Here is a 20,088-nt window from a genome sequence, read left to right as displayed (position 1 = left end):
CCTTAGGCGGCTAGGGAAGGACCATGCCTAGTCTCTTCCGCCGCCTCGCCCTGCTGATCGCCTGCCTCTTCTCGACCGTGCCCGCCGCTGCCAAGACGATCCTGTTCGTCGGGAACAGCTTCACCTTCGGCGCCAACTCGCCGGTGATGCGCTACCGGCCCGATCGCGTGACCGACCTCAACCGCGAGGGAATCGGCGGCGTGCCGGCACTGTTCCGCACCTTTGCGATCCAGGCCGGGCTCGACTGGCAGGTCAGCCTCGAGACGTCGCCCGGCAAGGACCTCGCCTGGCACCTCGCCAATCGCCGCGCCCTGATCGATCGGCGCTGGGACGTGGTGGTGCTGCAGGGATTCAGCACGCTCGATGCCGAGCGGCCGGGCGACCCGACCCGCCATCTGGCCGCGGCGCGGGCGCTGGCGGCGCTGGTTCATGCGCGCAACCCGGCGGCACAGGTGAATCTTGTCGCTACCTGGTCCCGCGCGGACCAGACCTATCGACCCTCGGGCCACTGGTTCGGCCTACCGATCGCGCGGATGGCCGAGGACCTGCTGGCGGCGAACCGGTTGGGGCTCGCCCCGGGCTACGGAATCCATGCCGTGTTGCCGGTCGGTACCGCCTGGAATCGCGCGATCCGTGACGGCTATGCCGATCCCAATCCCTATGACGGCGTGGCATTCGGCCAGGTGAGCCTGTGGACCTGGGACCAGTATCACGCCAGCGCCGAGGGCTATTATCTGGAGGCGCTGGTCGAATTCGGCGCGATCACCGGCCGCGATCCGCGCACCCTGGGGGCCCGCGAGCGCGCCGCCGAGGATCTGGGGATCAATCCCGAGGTCGCCCGGCGGCTGCGCGACGTTGCCGCCGCCGAGCTGGCGGCTCAGCGGATCGGCGGCGCGCCGTAATAGTCGGGCGCGCCGTCGAGGCGCACGTCGATCCGGTCGAGCAGGAAGCCCGGGTCCATCGCGAAGACTTCGATCTTGTGGGCACCGGCCGCGAGCAGGCCTAGCTTGAGCGTGCGCACGGCGGTGTTGGAAAGGACATTGGCCTTCCATTCGTCGCTGCGGCCATGGGTCTCGTAATCGAGCACGGTGATCGCACCGCCATCGACCCGCACGCCGATCCGAAGCTTGTTGGCGGAGGTAAGGGCATGGACCGGCAGCGCGACGATCCTGAGCTCGGCATCGCCCTTGTTGCCGAGTTGGAAGGGCAGGACGAGCGGGGCGGTGGCATCCGCTCGGTCGCTGGAGGGAAGGTCCAGCCTGCTGCGCAGCACGGCGCCGCGCGAGCCTAATTCTGCAATGCGCTCCCACGGCGCCTCGGCCAACTTCAGTTCGGCGGGGGTCAGCGAAATGATGTGGTTCACCTCGGGCGTGGCGTCGCCGGCAGGGAAGGGCTGGAGCACCGGCTCGAGATAGACCATCGCGCCGTTGCAGCGGATCTTGCCCGCGGCGATCGCGCCCTTGCCATCATATTTCACGGCGACGCGCATCTCATAGCCGTTGCTCGCATCGAGCCGGCCGGAACGTGCGGAGAGGTCGACGCCTTCCAGCCCCTCGACGGTCCAGTCGCTCACCGCACCCTTTCCGTAGACGGTCATGGTCCGCGTTTCGGGCTTGCCGGGGGCGAAGGCGAGCGCGCGCGCATCGGTGCCGCACGGGGCGACCGGCGGGAGGTCGATCTTCGGATAGGTCGGCTCGGCAAACACCGCGAGCTGGCGCGGCGCCATGTCCATGATGCCGCGCCATTTGCCGCCGTTCTGGGCATTGTAGGCGGCGGTGTCGGCGACGATCGTCTGGTGCGCGGCGCGGGCTTGCTCCGCGAGCGCATTGGCGCTGGCGCGGCCCTGGCGCGCATAGAGCGCGGCGAGATCGAGCTTGAGGTTGCGTTCGTTGAGCTTGGCGGCGCCGCGCACCGGGTACAGCACCAGTTGGAAGAAGGCATCGCGGCGATCGGCGGGCATGGTCGCGGCCAGCGCCTGGGCCTTTTCCAGCAGCCCCTGATAGCGGGCGATCCGCGCCTGGGCCTCGTCGCCGCCCGAGCGGACATAGTCGGAGAGGCGGATCGGCGTCTCGGGCTCGACGGTGCTGAAGCCCATGAATTCGGGCTTCCGTTCCCAGGCGAGGTCGTAATAGTCCATCAGCACGTCGGCGACGGCGGGCCCCTGATCGCCGAATTGCGCGGTCGCCCAGTCGTACAGCTGCGCGCGCACCGGCTTGTTCAGCAGTTTCGCGTCGAAGGCGACGTCGAGGAAATAGCTCGTCAGCACTTCGCCCGGCTTGATGTCGCCCACGTTCACGACCCACAGCTTCCGGGTACCGGTCGCCCAGGCGCGGTCGAGCTGCTCGCGGATCAGCGCGGGGTGGGTCGTCGCCAGCCACAGATAGTCGTGCGGCCGGCCCCAATAGCTGATGTGATAATAGAGGCCCGAGCCGCCCTTGCGCGCCCGCTCGGCGGCGGTCGGCAGCTGGCCGAGATAGCCATAATTGTCCTCGGGCCAGACGAGCGTCACGTCCTCGGGCACCTTCAGCCCGCTGCGATAGACGTCGAGCACTTCCTTGTAGAGGGTGAGCACCTGGGGCACCTGGTCCGCCGGCTTGCCCTGCGCGGTGGCGAGCAGGCCGCGCTGCAGGTCGATCGCCTGGGTGGTGGCGGCGAGCGCCTGTTCGGGGCTCTTCGCGCCTTCCAGCGCCGAATCATGCTTGCCGCGCAGGCCGATCGTATAGACGTTTTCGAAGCCCTTCACTTCGTCCACCCGGCGGCGCCAATAGTCGACCATGTGGTCGCGGTTGGTGAAGAAGTTGAACGGCCCCTCCGCCTTCTCGTCCCACTCGCGGACGTTGTTGCGCATCATCGGTTCGGCATGCGAGGTGCCGACGACGATGCCGTACGCCTTCGCCATCTCGGCATTGCCGGGGATCTGGTAGAAGGGCTTGGTGCTTTCGTGCATCGCCGGCCAGATCATGTTGGCCTTGAGCCGCCACATCAGCTCGAAGACGCGCGCATAGGTCTTGGGGCCGATGTCGCCGGTCTCGGGCTCGTAGGTCCTGGCGGCCCAGGGCTGGAGGCCCCAATCCTCGTCGTTGAGGAAGATGCCGCGATACTGGACCGAGGGTGCGTCCGAGAGCAGCCGGCGGCCGTCGACCACCAGCCGGTCGGCATGGCGCGGCGTCACGTCCGCCCACCATTCCCAGGCCGAGATACCGATCGCGCGGCTGAGATCCACCGTGCCCCAGATCGCGCCGCGTTGGTCGGAGCCGGCGATCAGCAGGTACGAGCGGCCGGGATGTTGCCTCGAGGGCGCGAGGACGCGGACATAGCGTTCCCACTGGCCGTCCAGCGCGGCGAGATCGACCTTCGCATCGGCAGCGACCTGCCGGACCAATGCCGAATCCTTCTGGCCGATAACGACGCAGAGCTTGCCGCAGGCGGCGAGGTCGCTCGCCACGACCGGTGCCTTGCCCGCGCGCTTTCCGATGTCGCGGGCGAGCAGTTCGCCGGCGAGCTTCGCCGACGTGGCGTCGTCGTGCAGAATCGGTGCGGTGGTGCGCCCGTCGAATAGCACCGCCTGCTGGGCATGCGCGGCGACGGGAAGGGCGAGCAGGGCGGGCAGGGCGAAATAACGCATGCGCCGCTTGAAGCATGGGCAGCGGCGGAAGGGAATCCCCAGATCCTCCCCGGAACGGGGAGGATCTTGTCAGCCTTTCGCGCGCGCCGCGGCCCGGGCGATCGCTACGCATTCCACCTCGGCCAGCAATTCCCCCGCGCTGCCCGAGCGCATCATCGCCCGCTCGGCCTGGCGCACCCGCTCGATCGCCCGCGCGATCTGCGGCGCGGACCAGCGGCGGAGCGCGCGGCCGGTGGCGGGGCGTTCTTTGAAGAATACGCGGTGGCGCTCCATCGCGTCGTCGACGCTGGCGCCCTGGTCCATCTCGGCGCGCAGTTCGGCGAGGGTCATCAGCCGGCGGACCAGTTGGCGCATCAGCGGAATCGCCGATCCGCCGCCTTCGCCGAGCTTGGCCAGCTCCTCGCCGACTTCCGCCACACGGCCGTCGAGAATCGCCTCGATCGCGCCGAACAGCTCGCCTTCGCCCAGGTCCGCGCCGATCGCGTCGAGCGCGGCGCCGTCGGCATCGCGGGGATGCTCGGGATCGGCGTCGAGGAACAGGGCGAGCTTCTCGATCTCGCGCGTCAGCACCGCGCGGTCGCCGGCCGAGGCGAGCGCCAGCCGGTGCGGCACGTCGCCGGTGAGCCGAAGCCCATGCTCGCGCGCGATCGTGCCGGCGAGCTGCGCCGCGCCTGCGCCCTCCGGCACATAGCAGGCAAAGGCCATCGCGGTCGGCGCGGCGATCGCCGCCTTGACCAGCTTGCCGCTCGCCTTGAGGTTGGGGCCGATCGCCACCACCGGATTGCCCGCGCGCTCGGCGCCGAGCAGCAGCGCGATCGCCTCGGCAGCACCTTCCTCGATATTGGAAACCCGGATGTACCGTGTGCCCCCAAACAGCGACAGCGATGCCGCCTCGTCCGCCAGCAGCCCGGGCTGGTCGCGCAGCATCTTCATGTCGATATCAATGCGCTCGACCTCCGGTCCCAGCGCCTTGCCGAGCCGCTGGGCGAGATCGGCGGCGCCCGCCTCGTCGGGGCCGTGGAGCAGATAGAGCCGGGTATCGGGCCGGGGTGATTCTACCGCCGCGCGGATCTGGCCCGCATTGGCCTTCACTTGGGCCGCGCGCCGCCTTCGCGGACCGTGCGCGCCAGCCTTGCCACGATCTGGTCGGCGACGATGCCCGAGAGCCGCTCCAGCGCTGACTTTTCCGCCGCGATGGTCGCATATTCGGAGCCGACCACGTCGATGCCCGCGTCCGATCCGGCGGTGGCGTCGAGCACCACCTGGCCGTTGCGGAGGTCGATCAGCTGGTAGCGCGCGCGCAGTGTCCGCCGCTCGCGCGAGACCGAATCGTCGCGCCGCACGCCCAGGCCGATGATCTGGTCGTCGAGCTTCACTTCGAGCCGATAGGCCGCCGCGCCGCCATTGTTCGCCAGCCGGTCCTTGAGCGCGTTCGAGACGAGCCAGCCCGACTGGCCCTGGATCGGCGCGACCTCGACCGCCGACAGCGTCGTCGCGACCGCGCCGCCGCTGCCCCCCTGGTACATCGGATGCAGCCCGCACGCCGAAAGCGCGAGGGCGAGGGGGGCGAGCAGGGCGACGGACTTGTTCATGCGACGATGTTCACCAATCGATCGGGCACCACGATGATCTTGCGCGGCGCCTTGCCTTCGAGCGACCGAACGATCTTGTCCGAAGCAAGTGCCGCGGCCTCGACGATATCCTTGGCGGCGCCCTTGGGCATCACCAGCGTATCGCGCAGCTTGCCGTTGACCTGCACCGCGATGGTGACCTCGTCGTCGACCAGCAGTGCCGGATCGACCGCCGGCCATGTGGCATCGGCGATCATGCCGGTCTCGCCCATCGCGGCCCAGGCTTCCTCGGCGATGTGCGGCACCATCGGCGCCACCACGCGGACCAGCGCGCGGATCGCCGCGGTGCGCGAGGCGGAGGGCTTGGCCTTCTCGATCGCCGCGGTCAGCTCGTAGAGCTTGGCGACGGCCTTGTTGAAGGTCAGCGCCTCGATGTCCTCGGCGACGCCGGCGATGGTGCGGTGGAGCTTGCGGTCGAGGTCCTTGTCCTCGCCTTCCGCTGCCTCCAGGCCGTCGAACAAGCGCCACAGCCGGTTGACGAAGCGCCACGCGCCTTCGATGCCGCTCTCGCTCCACTCCAGATCGCGCTCGGGCGGGCTGTCCGACAGCACGAACCAGCGGGTCGCGTCGGCGCCATACTGGTCGACGATCTCGGTCGGGTCGACGGTGTTCTTCTTCGACTTCGACATCTTCTCGACGCGGCCGACGGTCACCTCGGCGCCGGTGTCGGTCAGATAGGCCGATCCGTCGGCGCGGAACGAGACCTGGGTCGGCTCGAAATAGACCTTCCGCTCCAGCCCGTCCTGCTCTTCCAGCTGATAGTAGCTGGCGTGGGTGACCATGCCCTGGGTGAACAGGCCGGCGAACGGCTCGGCCACGTCGATTCGGCCGATATGGCGCAGCGCGCGGGTGAAGAAGCGGGCGTAGAGAAGATGCAGGATCGCATGCTCGACGCCGCCGATATACTGGCCGACCGGCAGCCACTGCTCGGCCACCGCCTTATCGAAAGGCTGGTCGCTCGGCTGGCTGGCGAAGCGCAGGAAATACCAGCTCGAATCGACGAAGGTATCGAGCGTGTCGGTCTCGCGCCGCGCGGGCTTGCCGCACTTGGGGCAGTCGACATGCTTCCACGTCGCGTGGCGATCCAGCGGGTTGCCGGGGACATCGAACGAGACGTCCTCGGGCAGCACCACCGGCAGCTGCTCCTTCGGCACGCCGACGGGCCCGCAATCCTCACAATGGATGATCGGGATCGGGGTGCCCCAATAACGCTGGCGGCTGACGCCCCAGTCGCGCAGGCGCCACACGGTGCTGCCGGTGCCCCAGCCGCCTTCCTCGGCGCGGCGGATCACTTCGCGCTTGGCATCGACGACGTCGAGGCCGTCGAGGAAGTGCGAGTTCACCAGCGTGCCGGGGCCGGTATAGGCCTCACTCTCTTGGAACTTGGCGTCGGTCTTGTCGCCATCCGACACAACCCGACGAATTTCGAGACCGTATTTGGTCGCAAACTCGAAGTCGCGCTGGTCATGCGCCGGCACGCCCATGACGGCGCCCGTCCCGTAATCCATCAGGACGAAGTTCGCGATGAAGACGGGCAGGGTCCAGCCGCTGTCGAAGGGATGCAGGACTTCGTAGCCGGTGTCGTAGCCGAGCTTTTCCTGCGTATCCAATTCCGCGGCGGTCGTGCCGCCCTGCTTGCAGCGCTCGATGAATGCGGCGGCTTCAGCATCACGCGAAGCGACTTCACGCGCAATCGGATGATCCGCGGAAATGGCAAGGAAGCTCGCGCCGAAAATGGTGTCGGGACGAGTCGAATAGACTTCGATCGACTCCATGAGCGGCACCAGCGGCGCGAAGCGGAACGTCAGCCCTTGCGACTTGCCGATCCAGTTTTCCTGCATCAGCTTCACCTTGTCCGGCCAATGCTCGAGGCCCTTCAGCCCTTCGAGCAGGTCGTCGGCGAAATCGGTGATCTTGAGGAACCACTGGTTGAGCTTGCGCCGCTCGACCAGCGCGCCCGAGCGCCAGCCGCGCCCGTCGATTACCTGCTCGTTGGCGAGCACGGTCATGTCGACCGGGTCCCAGTTGACCGCGCTTTCCTTGCGATAGACCAGGCCGGCTTCGTACAGGTCGAGGAACAGCGCCTGTTCCTGGCCGTAATAGTCCGGCTCGCAGGTGGCGATCTCGCGCGTCCAGTCGAGCGCGAAGCCGAGGCGCTTGAGCTGCGCCTTCATCGTCGCGATGTTCTGACGGGTCCAGGCGCCCGGATGGACCTTCTTTTCCATCGCGGCATTTTCGGCCGGCATGCCGAAGGCGTCCCAGCCCATCGGATGGAGCACTTCCATGCCCTTCATCCGGCGGAAGCGCGCCAGCACGTCGCCCATCGTGTAGTTGCGCACATGGCCCATATGGATGCGCCCCGAGGGATAGGGGAACATCTCGAGCACATAGGACTTCGGCTTGGGCGAATCGTCGCGGGCGGCGAAGGTGCGGTTTTCCTCCCACGCCTTCTGCCACGCCGCGTCCGCCTTCAAGGGATTGAAGCGAGACGCCATATTGGGATTCCGATTAGTTGGTCGCGACGGCCGCGCGGCGCAGGTCGCGTGCACGGGTCAGGATGATGTCCTCGAGCTTCTGGACGGTGGCGGCCTGCACGGGGGCGGAGACCCAGGCGCCGCTCCGGTTCACTTCGCGCAGCGCCGCGACCCGCAGCGCATCGGCGCGCAGATCCTGGTCGAGCACGGTCACCGTCACCTTCATCCGCTCGGTGGGGACGTTGGGGTTCACATACCAGTCGGTCACGATCACGCCGCCGTTCGAATCGGTCTGGAGCAGCGGCATGAAGCTCAGCGTGTCCAGCGTGGCGCGCCACAGATAGGCGTTGACGCCGATCGTCGTCACCTTCGATGCCGCCAGGTCCGCGTTCGCGCCCTTCTTCGAATGGCTGCAGGCGGCGACGGAAACAGCGAGCGACCCCAGGATCGCAAAGCGCAACAGGCGGTTCATGGACGTCGTACTTCCTAGCGGGCAAGGGATGAGTGCCTGCATCTATAGGCCGGGATGTGGCGGGAGCAAGGCCGACGCGCTGGTCTCCAATTGGTTGCCGATGGTACGATTCTGTGGGTCTGGTGCAACACTCCGGGAAAATCGTGTTCGCCGATGGAACGTCGCTTTGATTCCGTGGTAGGGGCTCCCATTAGAGAGGTATGCAAATGCGCTTGGTTCGTTGGATGTCGGGACTTGGGCTGGGGGCGCTCTGCGCCGCCGGGCTCATCGTCTCGCCAGCGCTCCAGGCCCAGGAACGAGACCGCACGCTCAAGGCGGCCGTTCGCCCCGCACCCCTGGCGCTGCAGAGCGCCGGTGGGTTCACCCCCGCAGCAGCTGATCCCAAGCTCGCAGCCGTACTGGCGCGCAGTGGGATGAACGGCGCGGGCTTCCGCTTCACCCCGGCCGAAGCGCGGACCGGCTCGACCCGTGGCGTGACCGTCGCGGTCCGAGCCGCCTCGAATCGCGCTGTCGACACGGCCAGCCGCGTACCGGCTGCAAAGCCCGCCTCGGTCAGCCTTGCGCCGATCGCCTATAATCTGGGCGTGGCGGTGGGCTGGCGTCGCTTCGCCGTCTCTGGCGACGTGACCCATGTCGATATGGCGGGTACGCAGCCGGGCAGTCGGGATCGGTCGGAAGTCGCGCTCAGCTATTCCGGCAAGCGCCTGAGCGGCCGGATCGCGGCGAGCGAGGATCGCCCGTTGGCGGGTACGCCGGTGCTGATCGGCGACAAGCCCAGCTATTCGGTCGACCTGGGAGGCTCTTATGCGGTGTCGCGTAACCTGAACCTCACTGCCGGCGTGCGCTACAAGAGCGAGCGCGATCGCCTGGTCCAGTTCAATCAGGATATGCGGCGAGACAGCCAGTCGATCTATATCGGCACCGCCTTCCGCTTCTGATCTACCGGTTCCAGGCGTCGATCGCCGCCCATCCGTGAATCCCCAAAGACTGTAGCCGTCGCGCGCTGTGCGGGTTCATGCCCCCAAGCGCGATGATCGGTATGCTCAAGCCACCAACCAGCAGCCCGAGACGCACGGGTCCCAGCACCGGCGCGCCCGGATGGGACCGCGTCGGGAAGACCGGCGAGACGAGCAGCGCGTCGGCGCCTGCCCGGATCGCCTCCATCGCCTCGCGGCGGGAATGGACCGGCCAGGTGATGAGGCCGCGGCCGCGTTGGCCATGGGTTCCCATTTCGCCGGGCATCGGCGCGCCACCCGCGCGCAGCAGCACCAGCCCCCGCCGCCGTGCGATCTTGACGATCCGTGCGAACAGCGCGCGCCGCTCCGGCAGCGGCAGCAGGTAGTGGCGGAAGATCACGCCGCTGCCGCGCGGCAGCCGCTCCAGTGCCGGCCATAGCCGGTCGCCCAGCCGAGGATCGGTCATCAGCCACAGGCGCGGGATTGGGGGGTGGCGGGTCGGCATCCGGGTGCCTATAGCCCGGCGCATGCTTCAAGACGATGCCAGCCAGCGGCTCGCCGCGGTGCAGACCGCGATCGCCCGCGCCGCCAAGATCGCCGGCCGCAAGCCCGACGCCATCACCCTGATCGCCGTCTCCAAGACGCACGATGCCGCGACGATCCAGCCGCTGATCGATGCCGGCCAGCGCGTGTTCGGCGAGAACCGTGTGCAGGAAGCGCAGGGCAAGTGGCCGCAGTTGCGCGAGACAACTTCCGGTATCGAACTGCATCTGGTCGGCCAGCTCCAGTCGAACAAGGCGGACGAGGCCGTGGCGCTGTTTGATGCGATCCACGGGGTGGACCGGCTGTCGCTGGTTACCGCGCTCGCCAAGGCGATGGACAAGGCAGGGCGCCGCCCGGCCTGCTTCCTCCAGGTAAATATCAGCGACGAGCCGCAAAAGGGCGGCTGTCCGGTGGTCGAGCTGCCGGCGCTGCTCGCCGAGGCGCAGTCTGCGGCGCTGCCGATCTCTGGCCTGATGTGCGTGCCGCCTGCGGGTCTCGAAGCCGCGCCCTATTTCGCGCTGCTCGCCAAGCTGGCGCGGGACCACGGGCTGGATGGGCTCAGCATGGGGATGTCGAGCGACTACGAGACCGCGGTGACGCTCGGCGCCACCCATATCCGCGTCGGCACGGCGCTGTTCGGAGAACGCGCGTGAACGCTTTTTCCTCGGCGCCGAAGACGCTGTCGGTGCGGTTCGACGGTATCCTCTTCGATTTCGACGGCGTGCTGCTGGAGAGCGAGTATGCCGGCAACAAGCATGTCGCCGATTATCTGACCGCCATCGGCCACCCGACCACGCCCGAGCATTCGATGGCGCATTTCATGGGGCTGGCGGGGCAAGACTTCCTCGCCGCAATCGAGCGCTGGATCGGCCGACCGGTGCCCGAGGACTTCCACGCCGCCCGTGCCGAGGAGGATGCGCGGGTGCTGGAAGAAGGCTTGCCCGCGGTGGCGGGGGCGCTGCGCTTCCTCGAAAGCCTGCCCGCCGATCTGCCCAAGGCGATCGCCTCGTCGAGCCCGACGCGCTGGCTCGACACCCATCTCCGCCATCTCGGGGTGCGCGATCTGTTCGGTGACAAGCTGTTCAGCGGCCGCGAACATGTCGTCAACGGCAAGCCGGCGCCGGATCTCTACCTCCATGCCGCTGCGGCGCTGGGCGTGCCGATCGAGGCTTGCGTGATCCTCGAGGACTCGCCGGTGGGCGTAAAGGGCGCAGTTGCCTCGGGCGCAACGGTGATCGGGCTATGCGCCGGCGCGCACTGCGCGGCGGACCATGGCGAGCGGCTCAAGGCGCTGGGCGTGCAACACATCGCCCACGATTTCGACGAGGTCGCGCGGCTGATTGCCTGACGGAACTCCTGCGAAAGCAGGCGCCCAGGGTTGTTCAGTACTTCGCTATCCTGGGTTCCTGCTTTCGCAGGAGCACAGGTGGGGTCCTACAAGAAGAGAAACACAACGCCTGCTGCGAGGCAGGTGCATTCGCCGACCAGATGCCACCGATATGCGCGCGGATTATCGTCTCGGCGTATCAGTGCGGGCGCGAAGGTTTCCGGCGACGGAAAGATGCCGACGAGCAACTTTTTCGTCGCCAACGCCCAAAGAAGCGGAGGCGCGCTGAAGACGATCAATAGCGCTCCAAGCCAGGCGATTGGCAGTTGTTCCATTGTCGAATGCTCGCACGCGCGCGGCCGCTTGTACAACGCCTACTGGCTAAAACTCGTGCCCGGTCCGGTCGCGCTTGGTCGCCAGGTACCGCGCATTGTGCGGGTTCGCCGGCAGCACGTGCGGCACGCGTTCCAGCACGTCGACGCCCGCGGCGCGCAGCGTCTCCACCTTTTGCGGGTTGTTGGTGAGCAGCCGGATGCGCGGCTGGCCGAGCAGGGTCAGCATCCGCGCCGCCACCCGGAAGTTGCGCGCGTCGATCGCGAAGCCGAGCCGGGTGTTGGCATCGACGGTGTCGAAGCCCTGATCCTGCAGCGCATAGGCGCGCAGTTTGTTGATCAGGCCGATGCCGCGGCCCTCCTGGCGCAGATAAAGCAGGATGCCCCAGCCGCTCTTGGAAATCTCCGCGATCGCCGCCTTCAATTGCGGCCCGCAATCGCATTTGAGGCTGCCCAGCATGTCGCCGGTCAGGCATTCGCTGTGCAGCCGCACCAGCGGCGCCTCGCCGTTCGGCTGCCCTATCAGCAGCGCGACATGCTCGCCGGGCATCTCGTCGGTGCGGAAGGCGACGATCTCGGCATCTTCGGCCGCTTCCACCGGCAGCCGAGCGCGGCCGACGATGCGCAGGCGATCGGCATCCTCGTGCGCCTCGATATCGGCAAGGGTGATCGCGCCCTCGGCATCGCCTTCGGCCACGAAAAAGGCCGGCAGCAGCCCCGCGATCCGCGCCAGCCGCAGCGCAGCGGCGGCGGCATCGGCCTGCACCACTGGGATCGCACGGAAGGGACCTTTCAGCGGCGTCGCGAGATCGAACTGCGGATCGGCCAGCGCCGTTGCCGCATCGAAATCGAGCCATTCGACGCGCTCGACCAGCACCGGCGCATCGGGCGTCGCCGCATCGCGCTGGTTGGCGAGCTTGAGCGTCGCCGCGCGCCCGGCCGAGAGCAGCACGGGCGCGGTGCCGGCGGAATCGAACGCGGCGAGTCGTGCGGCATCGCCCGTTTCGATCGCGAGCAGCCGCAGGGTGCCGGTCGCCCCGCGAATGGCGATCGGCCAGCCGCGACGCAGTGCATCGACGGCCCGGGCGGCGGCGCGCGCATCGCTCAAAAGTCGAACTCCGTAACGATTGGTACATGGTCCGATGGCTTGAGCCAGGAACGGCACGGCTCGCACACCTTGTGCGCCGTCGCCTTTGCCGCAACCTCGGGGCTGGCCCACATATGGTCGAGTCGCCGCCCGCGATCGGAGGCGGCCCAGTCCTTGGCGCGGTAGCTCCACCAGGTGTAGCAGCGCGCCGGCGCGGGGATGAACGTGCGGCCCAGATCGACCCAGCCATGCGCGGCCTGCAGCCGGCCCAGCGCTTCCACTTCGATCGGCGTGTGGCTGACGACGTCGAGCAGCTGCTTGTGGCTCCACACATCCGATTCGAGCGGGGCGATGTTGAAGTCGCCGGTAAGGATCGTCGGCACGTCGAGCGTCGTCGACCATTCGGTCATCCGCTGGATGAAATCGAGCTTCTGGCCGAACTTGGGGTTCAGCTCCCGATCAGGCACGTCGCCGCCGGCGGGAACATAGACATTCTCGAGCCGCACGCCGTTCGGCAGCCGCACGCCGACATGGCGCGCCTCCTGATTCGCCTGCCAGTCGAGGCGGTCATCTTCGGTTACCGGCACACGGCTCAGGATCGCCACGCCGTGGTGCATCCGCTGGCCGTGCTTGATGATGTGGGTGTAGCCCATCTCGCGGAACGGCGCCTCGGGGAAATCGCCGTCGATCACCTTGGTCTCCTGGAGACACAGGATGTCGGGGGCTTCCTCGCGCAGGAACTGCTCGACGATGGGCAGGCGGAAGCGGACGGAGTTGATATTCCAGGAGGCGATCTTCACGCGCGCCGATGTAGCAACTCCGCGGCGAAGTGCCAGTGTATCATCGACGGGGTACGGAAAAGGAAAGGCCCCCGCTCCGGGGGCAATGGAGCGAGGGCCGACCTAGCGTTCGTCACGCAGGCGGGGAGGGGAAACAAGCCCAGGCAACAGGGGGAAAAATCCCGGGCAACACCCCATCCGCCCTATCTTGGTAGCTGAACGAACCTGTCGCTTGGATGAACGATTGCACTGAAAGGAAATTAATGCGTGCGGCCTTGCGGGCGCGGATCGGTCCAGCGGAAGGCGGAATCGGCAACCGCGCCGTTGAAGCGCTGATTGCTGAGGCGGATGGTGGTCCGGTTGCTCTGCGCGTCCAGCGCAACCCAGCCCTGCAGCTTCAGCCCGCCGGGGGCAGCCGCATCCTTCTGGAACACGAGCGTGATCCGGCCGAACTCCGGCCGCTTCGGGTCGTGGACTTCCACCGAGACGATCCGCGTATCGGCGGTGGGCTTGATCGTCGCATAGCCGCTGATGTCGCGATTGGGATCGAGCAGGACGCGCAGCGGCGAGTTTCCGACCGGCCAGCGCTGCACCTGCCGCACCTGATAATCGATGAAATAGAGGCTGCTGCCGTCCGCCACGATCAACTGGGGGACGCCCTTCTCATATTGGAAGCGGATTTTGCCGGGGCGCTTCAGCGTCATCGTGCCGGTGAGGACGCGGCCGTTGCGGTCCTCCTGGCTGAAGTCCGCGACCATGGTGGTGACCGCCTTCAGATGCGCCTGCACCTGCGCGAGCTCCGGGGCCGGCGCGGGTGCGGCAGCGACGAGCAGCGGTGCGGCGAGCGCCGACAGGGCGAAGGAACGGGAAAACACGGGAGTCTGTCTCCGAATTGCTGGTCGCCCGGATAGCGGGCGGGGCTTGAACGCGTCGTGAACCCGTATCCCGCCCGATTCGATCCCGTTACAATGGCCGCCCCTCGGTATCCATCAGCACTTCGCGGCGACCGACATGGTCGGGCTTGGAGACGAGATTCTCGCGCTCCATCCGCTCGATCAGCCGCGCGGCGGAGTTGTAGCCGACGCGCAGCTGCCGCTGCAGCCACGAGGTGGAGGCCTTCTGGCTTTCCGCCACTAGCTGCACCGCGCGGCGATAGGTCTGCTCCTCGGGACTGTCCTCTCCGTCGGGCGCGCCTTCCAGGGTGAAGCCGCCATCCTCGGGCTCCTCGGTGACCGCGGAGATATAGTCCGGCGCGCCCTGTGCCCGCCAGAAATCGGTGATCGCCTGGACCTCCTCGTCGCTGACGAAGGGGCCGTGGACGCGGGTGATGCCCTTGCCGCCGGACATGTAGAGCATGTCGCCCTTGCCCAGCAGCTGTTCGGCGCCCTGTTCGCCCAGGATGGTGCGCGAATCGATCTTCGAGGTGACGTGGAAGCTGATCCGGGTCGGCAGGTTCGCCTTGATCACGCCGGTGATGACGTCGACCGAGGGGCGCTGCGTCGCCATGATCAGGTGGATGCCCGCCGCGCGCGCCTTCTGCGCGAGCCGCTGGATCAGGAATTCGACTTCCTTGCCCGCGGTCATCATCAGGTCGGCCAGCTCGTCGACGATGACGACGATCAGCGGCAGCACCTGCAGGTCGAGCGTCTCTTCCTCGTAGATGGGCTTGCCGGTTTCGGGATCGTAGCCGACCTGCACCTTGCGGCCGAGCGTCTGTCCCTTGGCCTTCGCGGTCCGCACCTTGTCGTTGTAGCTCGCCAGGCTGCGGACGTTGACCGAGGCCATCATCCGGTAGCGATCCTCCATCTGCTCCACCGCCCATTTGAGCGCACGCACCGCCTTGGCCGGCTCGGTCACCACATCGGCGAGAAGGTGGGGGATATCCTTGTACATGCTGAGTTCCAGCATCTTCGGATCGATCATGATCAGCCGGCACTGCTCGGGCGTGAGCCGGTAGAGCAGCGACAGGATCATGCAGTTGAGCCCCACCGACTTGCCCGAGCCGGTGGTGCCCGCGACGAGCAGGTGCGGCATCGGCGCCAGGTCGGCGATCACCGGTTCGCCGGCGATGTTCTTGCCGAGCACGACGGGCAGCGTCGCGCCCTGTTCCTCGAACTGCTGGCTGCCGATCAGCTCGTGCAGGCTCACCCCTTCGCGAGTCGCATTGGGCAGTTCGATGCCCATCACCGTTCGGCCGGGGATGGTGGCGACGCGGGCCGAGATCGCGCTCATGTTGCGGGCGATGTCGTCGGCCAGCTGGATGACGCGGCTCGCCTTGATGCCGCTCGCCGGCTCCAGCTCGTACATGGTGACGACGGGTCCGGGGCGGACCTCGACGATCTCGCCCTTTACATGAAAGTCCTCGAGCACGCTTTCGAGCAGCCGGGCGTTGCGCTCGAGCGCGGCCTTGTCGACCGTCGAGGTGCGGTTGGCCGGCGGCGGGGTCAGCAGGTCGAGCGGGGGCAGCTGGTAGCTGTCCTTGAAGTCGAGCGCGGCCTGCACCGGCGGCTTGGTGCGGGCGGGCGCGGTCGAAACGGTGCGATCGGCGATCACCGGGCCGGGGCGATTGTCCGGCACCACGACGCGGCGCGGCTCGGCGGTGACGGGGGTGTCGCGATCGAAGGGAAGGTCGTCCTCCACCCCCTCGTCGAAGGCGGCAGCGGCCTGCGGCTTGGGCCGGAAGCGCGGGCCCTCGGCGGGGACGATTCGCTCCTCGCCGGTGCTGCGGGTGAAGCGCGGCATGCGGAACAGGCGCAGCGGCGAGGTGAACTCCAGCCGCATCCACCACAGCCACAGCCCGCCGAGCAGCAGCAGCAGCCCGATGCCCCGGCCGACCCAGAAGGATACCGCGGGATCGCCCGCGAGCCCGATCAGCCAGTCGATGCCGCCGGCGACCGACAGCCCGACCAGCCCGCCCATGCCGGCGGGCAGCCGCCAGTCGAGCGGCAGCGACCAGTCGAAATGGAGCAGCCCCAGCCCGATCGCGGCGAGCGCGGTGGCGATGGTCGCGCTGCCGATCATCCGGCGCGGGCGCTCGATCGGCCGGTCGATCATCATCCGGTGTGCCGCGAGCAGGCCGACGGGGGCAAGCAGCAGCACCGGCAGGCCCACCAGCGTGTAGAGAATGTCCGAGATCCAGGCGCCCACCGGGCCCAGCCAGTTGCGCACCGGCCCGCCCGCCGCAGTGTTCAGCGCCGGATCGGAGGCGTGGTAGCTGACCATCGCCAGCACCAGCGCGACGGTCAGCACGAACAGTGCCGTGCCGGCGAGAACGACCCCGCCGCGGCGGACGCCCGCCTTCATCGTGTCGCGCCAGTGCGGCGCCTCTGCGCGGGACGCCATCGTCCAGCCTCCGGATCTGCAAGGAAAAGGTAGCGGAATCATCGCCCCTGCGGACTCCGCCGTCAAGGCGCGGGTGTTCGCTTCGCCGCCCTGCACCTGTTGACGGCTGGCAGGCGCGTGCGAACCTGCTAGGGCAGGGCCATGGACCAGGCGGACATTCTCATCCTCGGCGGCGGGCTGGTCGGCAGCGCGCTGGCGGCTGCGCTCGACGCGCATGGCATCAGCTCGATCGTGATCGATCCGGCGGACCCGGAAACCATCCTCGCCGCGACCTTCGACGGCCGCGCCTCGGCGATCGCGAGCGCGCCGATGCGGATGTTCGAGGCGATCGGCGTCGCCGGGCGGCTGGCGGGGAAGGGATGCCCGATCGAGGGCATCCGCGTTTCCGACGGGCTGGCGCCGGGCAAGCTCGACTTCGCGCCGGAGGCCGATGACGGGGCGCTCGGCCATATGTTCGAGAACCGCGTGCTGCGCACCGCGCTGTACGAGGCGGCGCAGGCCGCCCCGCTGGCGGACGTGCGGATGCAGACCCGCGCCGTGTCGGTCGAGCGCGGGCCGCACGGCGTGGTCGCGACGCTCGATTCGGGCGCGACGGTGCGCGCGCAGCTGCTGATCGCGGCGGAGGGGCGCAATTCGCCCACCCGCGATTCGGCCGGCTTCAAGGTCGCGCGCTGGACCTATGACCATGCCGCGATGATCGCGACGCTCAACCATGAGCGGAGCCACGAGAACATCGCCTACGAGATCTTCTACCCGCAGGGCCCGTTCGCGATCCTGCCGCTGCTCGACGACGAGCGCGGTCATCGCTCGGCGGTGGTGTGGACGGTGCATGCGCGCGACGCGGCGGCGATGCACAAGATTTCGGATCGCGCCTATCTGGCCGAGGCCGAGAAGAAGATGGGCGGGTTCCTGGGCAAGCTGGGGCCGCTGTCGTCGCGTTCTTCCTATCCGCTCGGCTTCCACCACGCCGCCTGGATCACCGCCGAGCGGCTGGCGCTGGTCGGCGATGCGGCGCACGGCATCCATCCGATCGCTGGGCAGGGCGTCAATGTCGGCTTCCGCGACGTGGCGACGCTGGTCGAGGTGCTGGTCGACGGGAAGCGCCTCGGGCTCGACATGGGCGATCCCGAACTGCTCGCCCGCTACCAGCGCTGGCGCGGGCTCGACACCTTCATGGTGGCGCTGGCGACCGACGGGCTGACCCGGCTGTTCGGCATCCCCGGCGCGCTGCCCAACGCGGTGCGGCGCTTCGGCCTTGCGGCCGTGGACAAGCTCCCGCCGCTCAAGAACTGGTTCATGGGCGAGGCGCGCGGCGAGAGCGGCGACGTACCCAAGCTGCTCCAGGGCGTTACGGCTTGAGAGCACCCGCTGCGTCGAGGATGGTGCGGGCGGCGGCGAGGTCCTCGTCGTCCACCATCACCCGCACCGGGATCAGCAGATAGCTGCCATCGGCGATGCTGGCGCCGGCGTCGAACACGAAGCTGGGGATGTCGTCATCCTCCAGCCGACCCTGGACGATGAAGGCTTCCTGCCGGTTGAACCGGCCGAGTTCGACGAGCGCCATGCCGGCCTCCGATGATTGACGCGCATGGGGCATGCGCATAGCTTGTCCGCATGAAGCACGATCCGATCGCGTCCGGCAAGCGCAAGGCGGTGAACCTGTCGCTCGACACGGGCGTGGTGGCCGCAGGGCGTGAAGTGGGTCTGAATCTCTCCCAGGTTTGCGAAGCCGCGATCCGCGCCGCCGCCAAGGCAGAGCGCGATCGGCGCTGGCAGGAAGAGAATCGCGAATGGGCGGAAGCCCATAACCGCTGGGTCGAAGAGAACGGATTGCCGCTCGAGCGCTATCGTCTGTTCTGATGGCGCAGTTCGACGTGTATCGGCTCGCGGGTGGCGGCCTGGTGATCGACTGCCAGGCCGATGATCTCGCGACGATCGGTACGCGCTTCGTCGTCCCGCTTGCAAAGTCTGGCGAAAGCGCCCCGACGACGCCGCGCCTGCACCCGCAATTCGATGTAAACGGCGAGGCCTTGGTCCTCATGACGGAATTCGCCGCCGCGATCCGAACCGCCGAACTCCGCGAGCGGGTCGGATCGCTCGCCGAGGAGCGGTTCCGCATCCTCGGCGCGATCGACGTGCTTACCGGCAGCGGCTGATCACGCCGCCGTCCCGCCCACCGTCAGCCCTTCCACCAGCAGCGTCGGCTGCCCCACGCCTGCGGGGACCGACTGGCCGCCCTTGCCGCACATGCCGACACCCTCGTCGAGCGCGAAGTCGTTGCCGATGCCGGTGACGCGGTGGAGCACGGTCGGCCCGTCGCCGATCAGCGTCGCGCCCTTGATCGGCGCGCCGAGCTTGCCGTTCTCAATCAGATACGCCTCGGTGCAGGAGAAGACGAACTTGCCCGAGACGATGTCGACCTGGCCGCCGCCGAAGCTCTTGGCGTAGATGCCCTTCTTCACGCGGGCGAGCAGTTCGGCGGGATCGTCCTTGCCGCCCTTCATGAAGGTGTTGGTCATCCGCGGCATCGGCGCGTGCTGGAAGGATTCGCGGCGGCCATTGCCGGTCGGCTCCACGCCCATCAGCCGGGCATTGAGGCGGTCCTGCATATAGCCCTTGAGGATGCCGTCCTCGATCAGCACCGTCTCGCGCGTCGGCGTGCCCTCGTCGTCGATCGACAGCGAGCCGCGGCGATCGTGGAGCGAGCCGTCGTCGACCACGGTCACGCCCGGCGCCGCGACGCGCTCGCCGATGCGGCCGGAAAAGGCGCTGGTGCCCTTGCGGTTGAAGTCGCCCTCCAGGCCATGTCCCACCGCCTCGTGGAGCAGCACGCCGGGCCAGCCGGGGCCGCACAGCACGGTCATGTCGCCCGCCGGCGCGGCGACCGCGTCGAGATTGACCAGCGCCTGGGCCAGCGCCTCGTCGATCGCGCGGTTCCAGGTCTCGGGCTGGAAGAGCCGGTCATAGACCACGCGCCCGCCGGTGCCGAAGCTGCCGGTCTCGCGGCGGCCATTCTGCTCTACCACCACCGAGACGTTGAGCCGCACCAGCGGCCGCACATCGGTGGCGACGAAGCCGTCGGCGCGCACCACCTCGACCACGCTCCACTGGCCGGTGAGGCTGACGGACACTTGCTTGACGCGCGGATCGCGCGCGCGGGCGGCGGCGTCGATTGTCTGGCACAGATTCACCTTGTCGGCGAAGGGCACCAGGTCGAGCGGATCGGCATCGGTGTAGAGGTGGCGGTTGTTGCCCTGGGGCGGGGGCGCCTTGCCCTGCTTCGCCGGATCGATCAGCGCCATCGTCTCGGCGGCGCGGCGGATCGCGGCGGCGCTGATCTCGTTGGCATGCGCGAAGGCGGTCGTCTCGCCCGAGACCGCGCGCAGGCCGAAGCCCGACTGCGTGTCATAGGCGGCGGTCTTCAGCCGGCCGTCGTCGAAGCCGAACGCCTCGGACTTGCGATATTGCAGATAGAGCTCGCCATCCTCGGCCTGGCCCAGCGCATCGGCGGGGGGGGGGG

The 20,088-nt window shown here is 68.2% G+C and carries 19 protein-coding genes; 7 read left to right on the top strand and 12 right to left on the bottom strand.

What is annotated here, in order from left to right; genetic code table 11:
- The first annotated feature begins 23 nt into the window (after window positions 1-23).
- Entirely contained in the window at window positions 24-902 is an 879-nt protein-coding gene (locus tag KK7_RS0100470) for a glycosyl transferase family 1 (protein ID WP_010542682.1), read from the top strand.
- Here KK7_RS0100470 and KK7_RS0100465 read toward each other — a convergent pair.
- From KK7_RS0100465 to KK7_RS0100445, 5 genes are all read right to left on the bottom strand, one after another.
- Window positions 878-3,625 (bottom strand): glycosyl hydrolase 115 family protein, encoded by a 2,748-nt coding sequence (locus KK7_RS0100465; RefSeq protein ID WP_010542681.1) that lies wholly within the window; start codon window positions 3,623-3,625, stop codon window positions 878-880. The genes KK7_RS0100470 and KK7_RS0100465 overlap by 25 nt on opposite strands.
- Before the next feature lie 69 nt (window positions 3,626-3,694).
- Window positions 3,695-4,717: a DNA polymerase III subunit delta gene (holA, locus tag KK7_RS0100460; protein WP_010542680.1), complete on the bottom strand. Its 1,023-nt coding sequence runs from the start codon at window positions 4,715-4,717 to the stop codon at window positions 3,695-3,697.
- Window positions 4,714-5,217 (bottom strand): LPS assembly lipoprotein LptE, encoded by a 504-nt coding sequence (gene lptE / locus KK7_RS0100455; protein WP_010542679.1) that lies wholly within the window; start codon window positions 5,215-5,217, stop codon window positions 4,714-4,716. The genes holA and lptE overlap by 4 nt, the downstream gene beginning before the upstream one ends.
- Entirely contained in the window at window positions 5,214-7,751 is a 2,538-nt protein-coding gene (gene leuS / locus KK7_RS0100450) for a leucine--tRNA ligase (protein ID WP_010542678.1), read from the bottom strand. The genes lptE and leuS overlap by 4 nt, the downstream gene beginning before the upstream one ends.
- Before the next feature lie 13 nt (window positions 7,752-7,764).
- A complete protein-coding gene (locus KK7_RS0100445; protein WP_010542677.1) occupies window positions 7,765-8,202 on the bottom strand; it encodes a DUF3576 domain-containing protein in 438 nt (145 codons plus the stop codon).
- A gap of 206 nt (window positions 8,203-8,408) precedes the next feature.
- On the opposite strand from KK7_RS0100445, the gene KK7_RS0100440 reads away from it, so the two are divergent.
- Complete coding sequence (locus KK7_RS0100440; RefSeq protein ID WP_337459569.1) at window positions 8,409-9,140, top strand: hypothetical protein; 732 nt, start codon at window positions 8,409-8,411, stop codon at window positions 9,138-9,140.
- 1 nt (window position 9,141) lies between these two features.
- Here the strand turns inward: KK7_RS0100440 and KK7_RS0100435 are convergent, their stop codons facing one another.
- Window positions 9,142-9,663: a thiamine phosphate synthase gene (locus KK7_RS0100435; RefSeq protein WP_010542675.1), complete on the bottom strand. Its 522-nt coding sequence runs from the start codon at window positions 9,661-9,663 to the stop codon at window positions 9,142-9,144.
- A gap of 22 nt (window positions 9,664-9,685) precedes the next feature.
- On the opposite strand from KK7_RS0100435, the gene KK7_RS0100430 reads away from it, so the two are divergent.
- Together KK7_RS0100430 and KK7_RS0100425 are read left to right on the top strand one after the other, a co-directional pair.
- Window positions 9,686-10,354: a YggS family pyridoxal phosphate-dependent enzyme gene (locus KK7_RS0100430; RefSeq protein WP_010542674.1), complete on the top strand. Its 669-nt coding sequence runs from the start codon at window positions 9,686-9,688 to the stop codon at window positions 10,352-10,354.
- The gene (locus KK7_RS0100425; protein ID WP_010542673.1) at window positions 10,351-11,049 is read left to right on the top strand and encodes an HAD family hydrolase; all 699 of its coding nucleotides are present in this window, start codon (window positions 10,351-10,353) and stop codon (window positions 11,047-11,049) included. Before KK7_RS0100430 ends, KK7_RS0100425 begins: the two co-directional genes overlap by 4 nt.
- A gap of 360 nt (window positions 11,050-11,409) precedes the next feature.
- Here the strand turns inward: KK7_RS0100425 and ribA are convergent, their stop codons facing one another.
- The 4 genes from ribA to KK7_RS0100400 form a co-directional block, all read right to left on the bottom strand.
- A complete protein-coding gene (ribA, locus tag KK7_RS0100415; RefSeq protein WP_010542671.1) occupies window positions 11,410-12,468 on the bottom strand; it encodes a GTP cyclohydrolase II in 1,059 nt (352 codons plus the stop codon).
- Window positions 12,465-13,247 carry an exodeoxyribonuclease III gene (locus KK7_RS0100410; RefSeq protein ID WP_010542670.1) on the bottom strand — a complete coding sequence of 261 codons (783 nt, stop codon included), beginning with the start codon at window positions 13,245-13,247 and terminating at the stop codon, window positions 12,465-12,467. The genes ribA and KK7_RS0100410 overlap by 4 nt, the downstream gene beginning before the upstream one ends.
- 239 nt (window positions 13,248-13,486) lie before the next feature.
- A complete protein-coding gene (locus KK7_RS0100405) occupies window positions 13,487-14,101 on the bottom strand; it encodes a LolA family protein (RefSeq protein ID WP_010542669.1) in 615 nt (204 codons plus the stop codon).
- A gap of 88 nt (window positions 14,102-14,189) precedes the next feature.
- Complete coding sequence (locus KK7_RS0100400) at window positions 14,190-16,568, bottom strand: DNA translocase FtsK (RefSeq protein ID WP_010542668.1); 2,379 nt, start codon at window positions 16,566-16,568, stop codon at window positions 14,190-14,192.
- 141 nt (window positions 16,569-16,709) lie between these two features.
- Between KK7_RS0100400 and KK7_RS0100395 the strand changes: the two genes are divergently transcribed.
- Window positions 16,710-17,927: a UbiH/UbiF/VisC/COQ6 family ubiquinone biosynthesis hydroxylase gene (locus KK7_RS0100395; protein WP_010542667.1), complete on the top strand. Its 1,218-nt coding sequence runs from the start codon at window positions 16,710-16,712 to the stop codon at window positions 17,925-17,927.
- Here KK7_RS0100395 and KK7_RS0100390 read toward each other — a convergent pair.
- Complete coding sequence (locus tag KK7_RS0100390) at window positions 17,917-18,132, bottom strand: putative signal transducing protein (RefSeq protein WP_010542666.1); 216 nt, start codon at window positions 18,130-18,132, stop codon at window positions 17,917-17,919. The two genes, KK7_RS0100395 and KK7_RS0100390, sit on opposite strands and share 11 nt — an antisense overlap.
- Window positions 18,133-18,182: 50 nt before the next feature.
- Between KK7_RS0100390 and KK7_RS0100385 the strand changes: the two genes are divergently transcribed.
- Together KK7_RS0100385 and KK7_RS0100380 are read left to right on the top strand one after the other, a co-directional pair.
- Window positions 18,183-18,428, top strand: a complete 246-nt coding sequence (locus tag KK7_RS0100385) for a type II toxin-antitoxin system CcdA family antitoxin (protein WP_010542665.1) — start codon at window positions 18,183-18,185, stop codon at window positions 18,426-18,428.
- Entirely contained in the window at window positions 18,428-18,724 is a 297-nt protein-coding gene (locus KK7_RS0100380) for a CcdB family protein (RefSeq protein WP_010542664.1), read from the top strand. Before KK7_RS0100385 ends, KK7_RS0100380 begins: the two co-directional genes overlap by 1 nt.
- Here KK7_RS0100380 and tldD read toward each other — a convergent pair.
- A partial coding sequence (gene tldD, locus KK7_RS0100375; RefSeq protein ID WP_010542663.1) for a metalloprotease TldD occupies window positions 18,725-20,088 on the bottom strand: 1,364 nt, incomplete at its 5' end. It lies immediately after the preceding gene.

Source organism: Sphingomonas elodea ATCC 31461 (genome assembly GCF_000226955.1).
GTDB lineage: Bacteria > Pseudomonadota > Alphaproteobacteria > Sphingomonadales > Sphingomonadaceae > Sphingomonas > Sphingomonas elodea.
The sequence above is the reverse complement of the archived record's forward strand: the minus strand, read 5'-3'. Positions and strand labels throughout refer to the sequence as shown.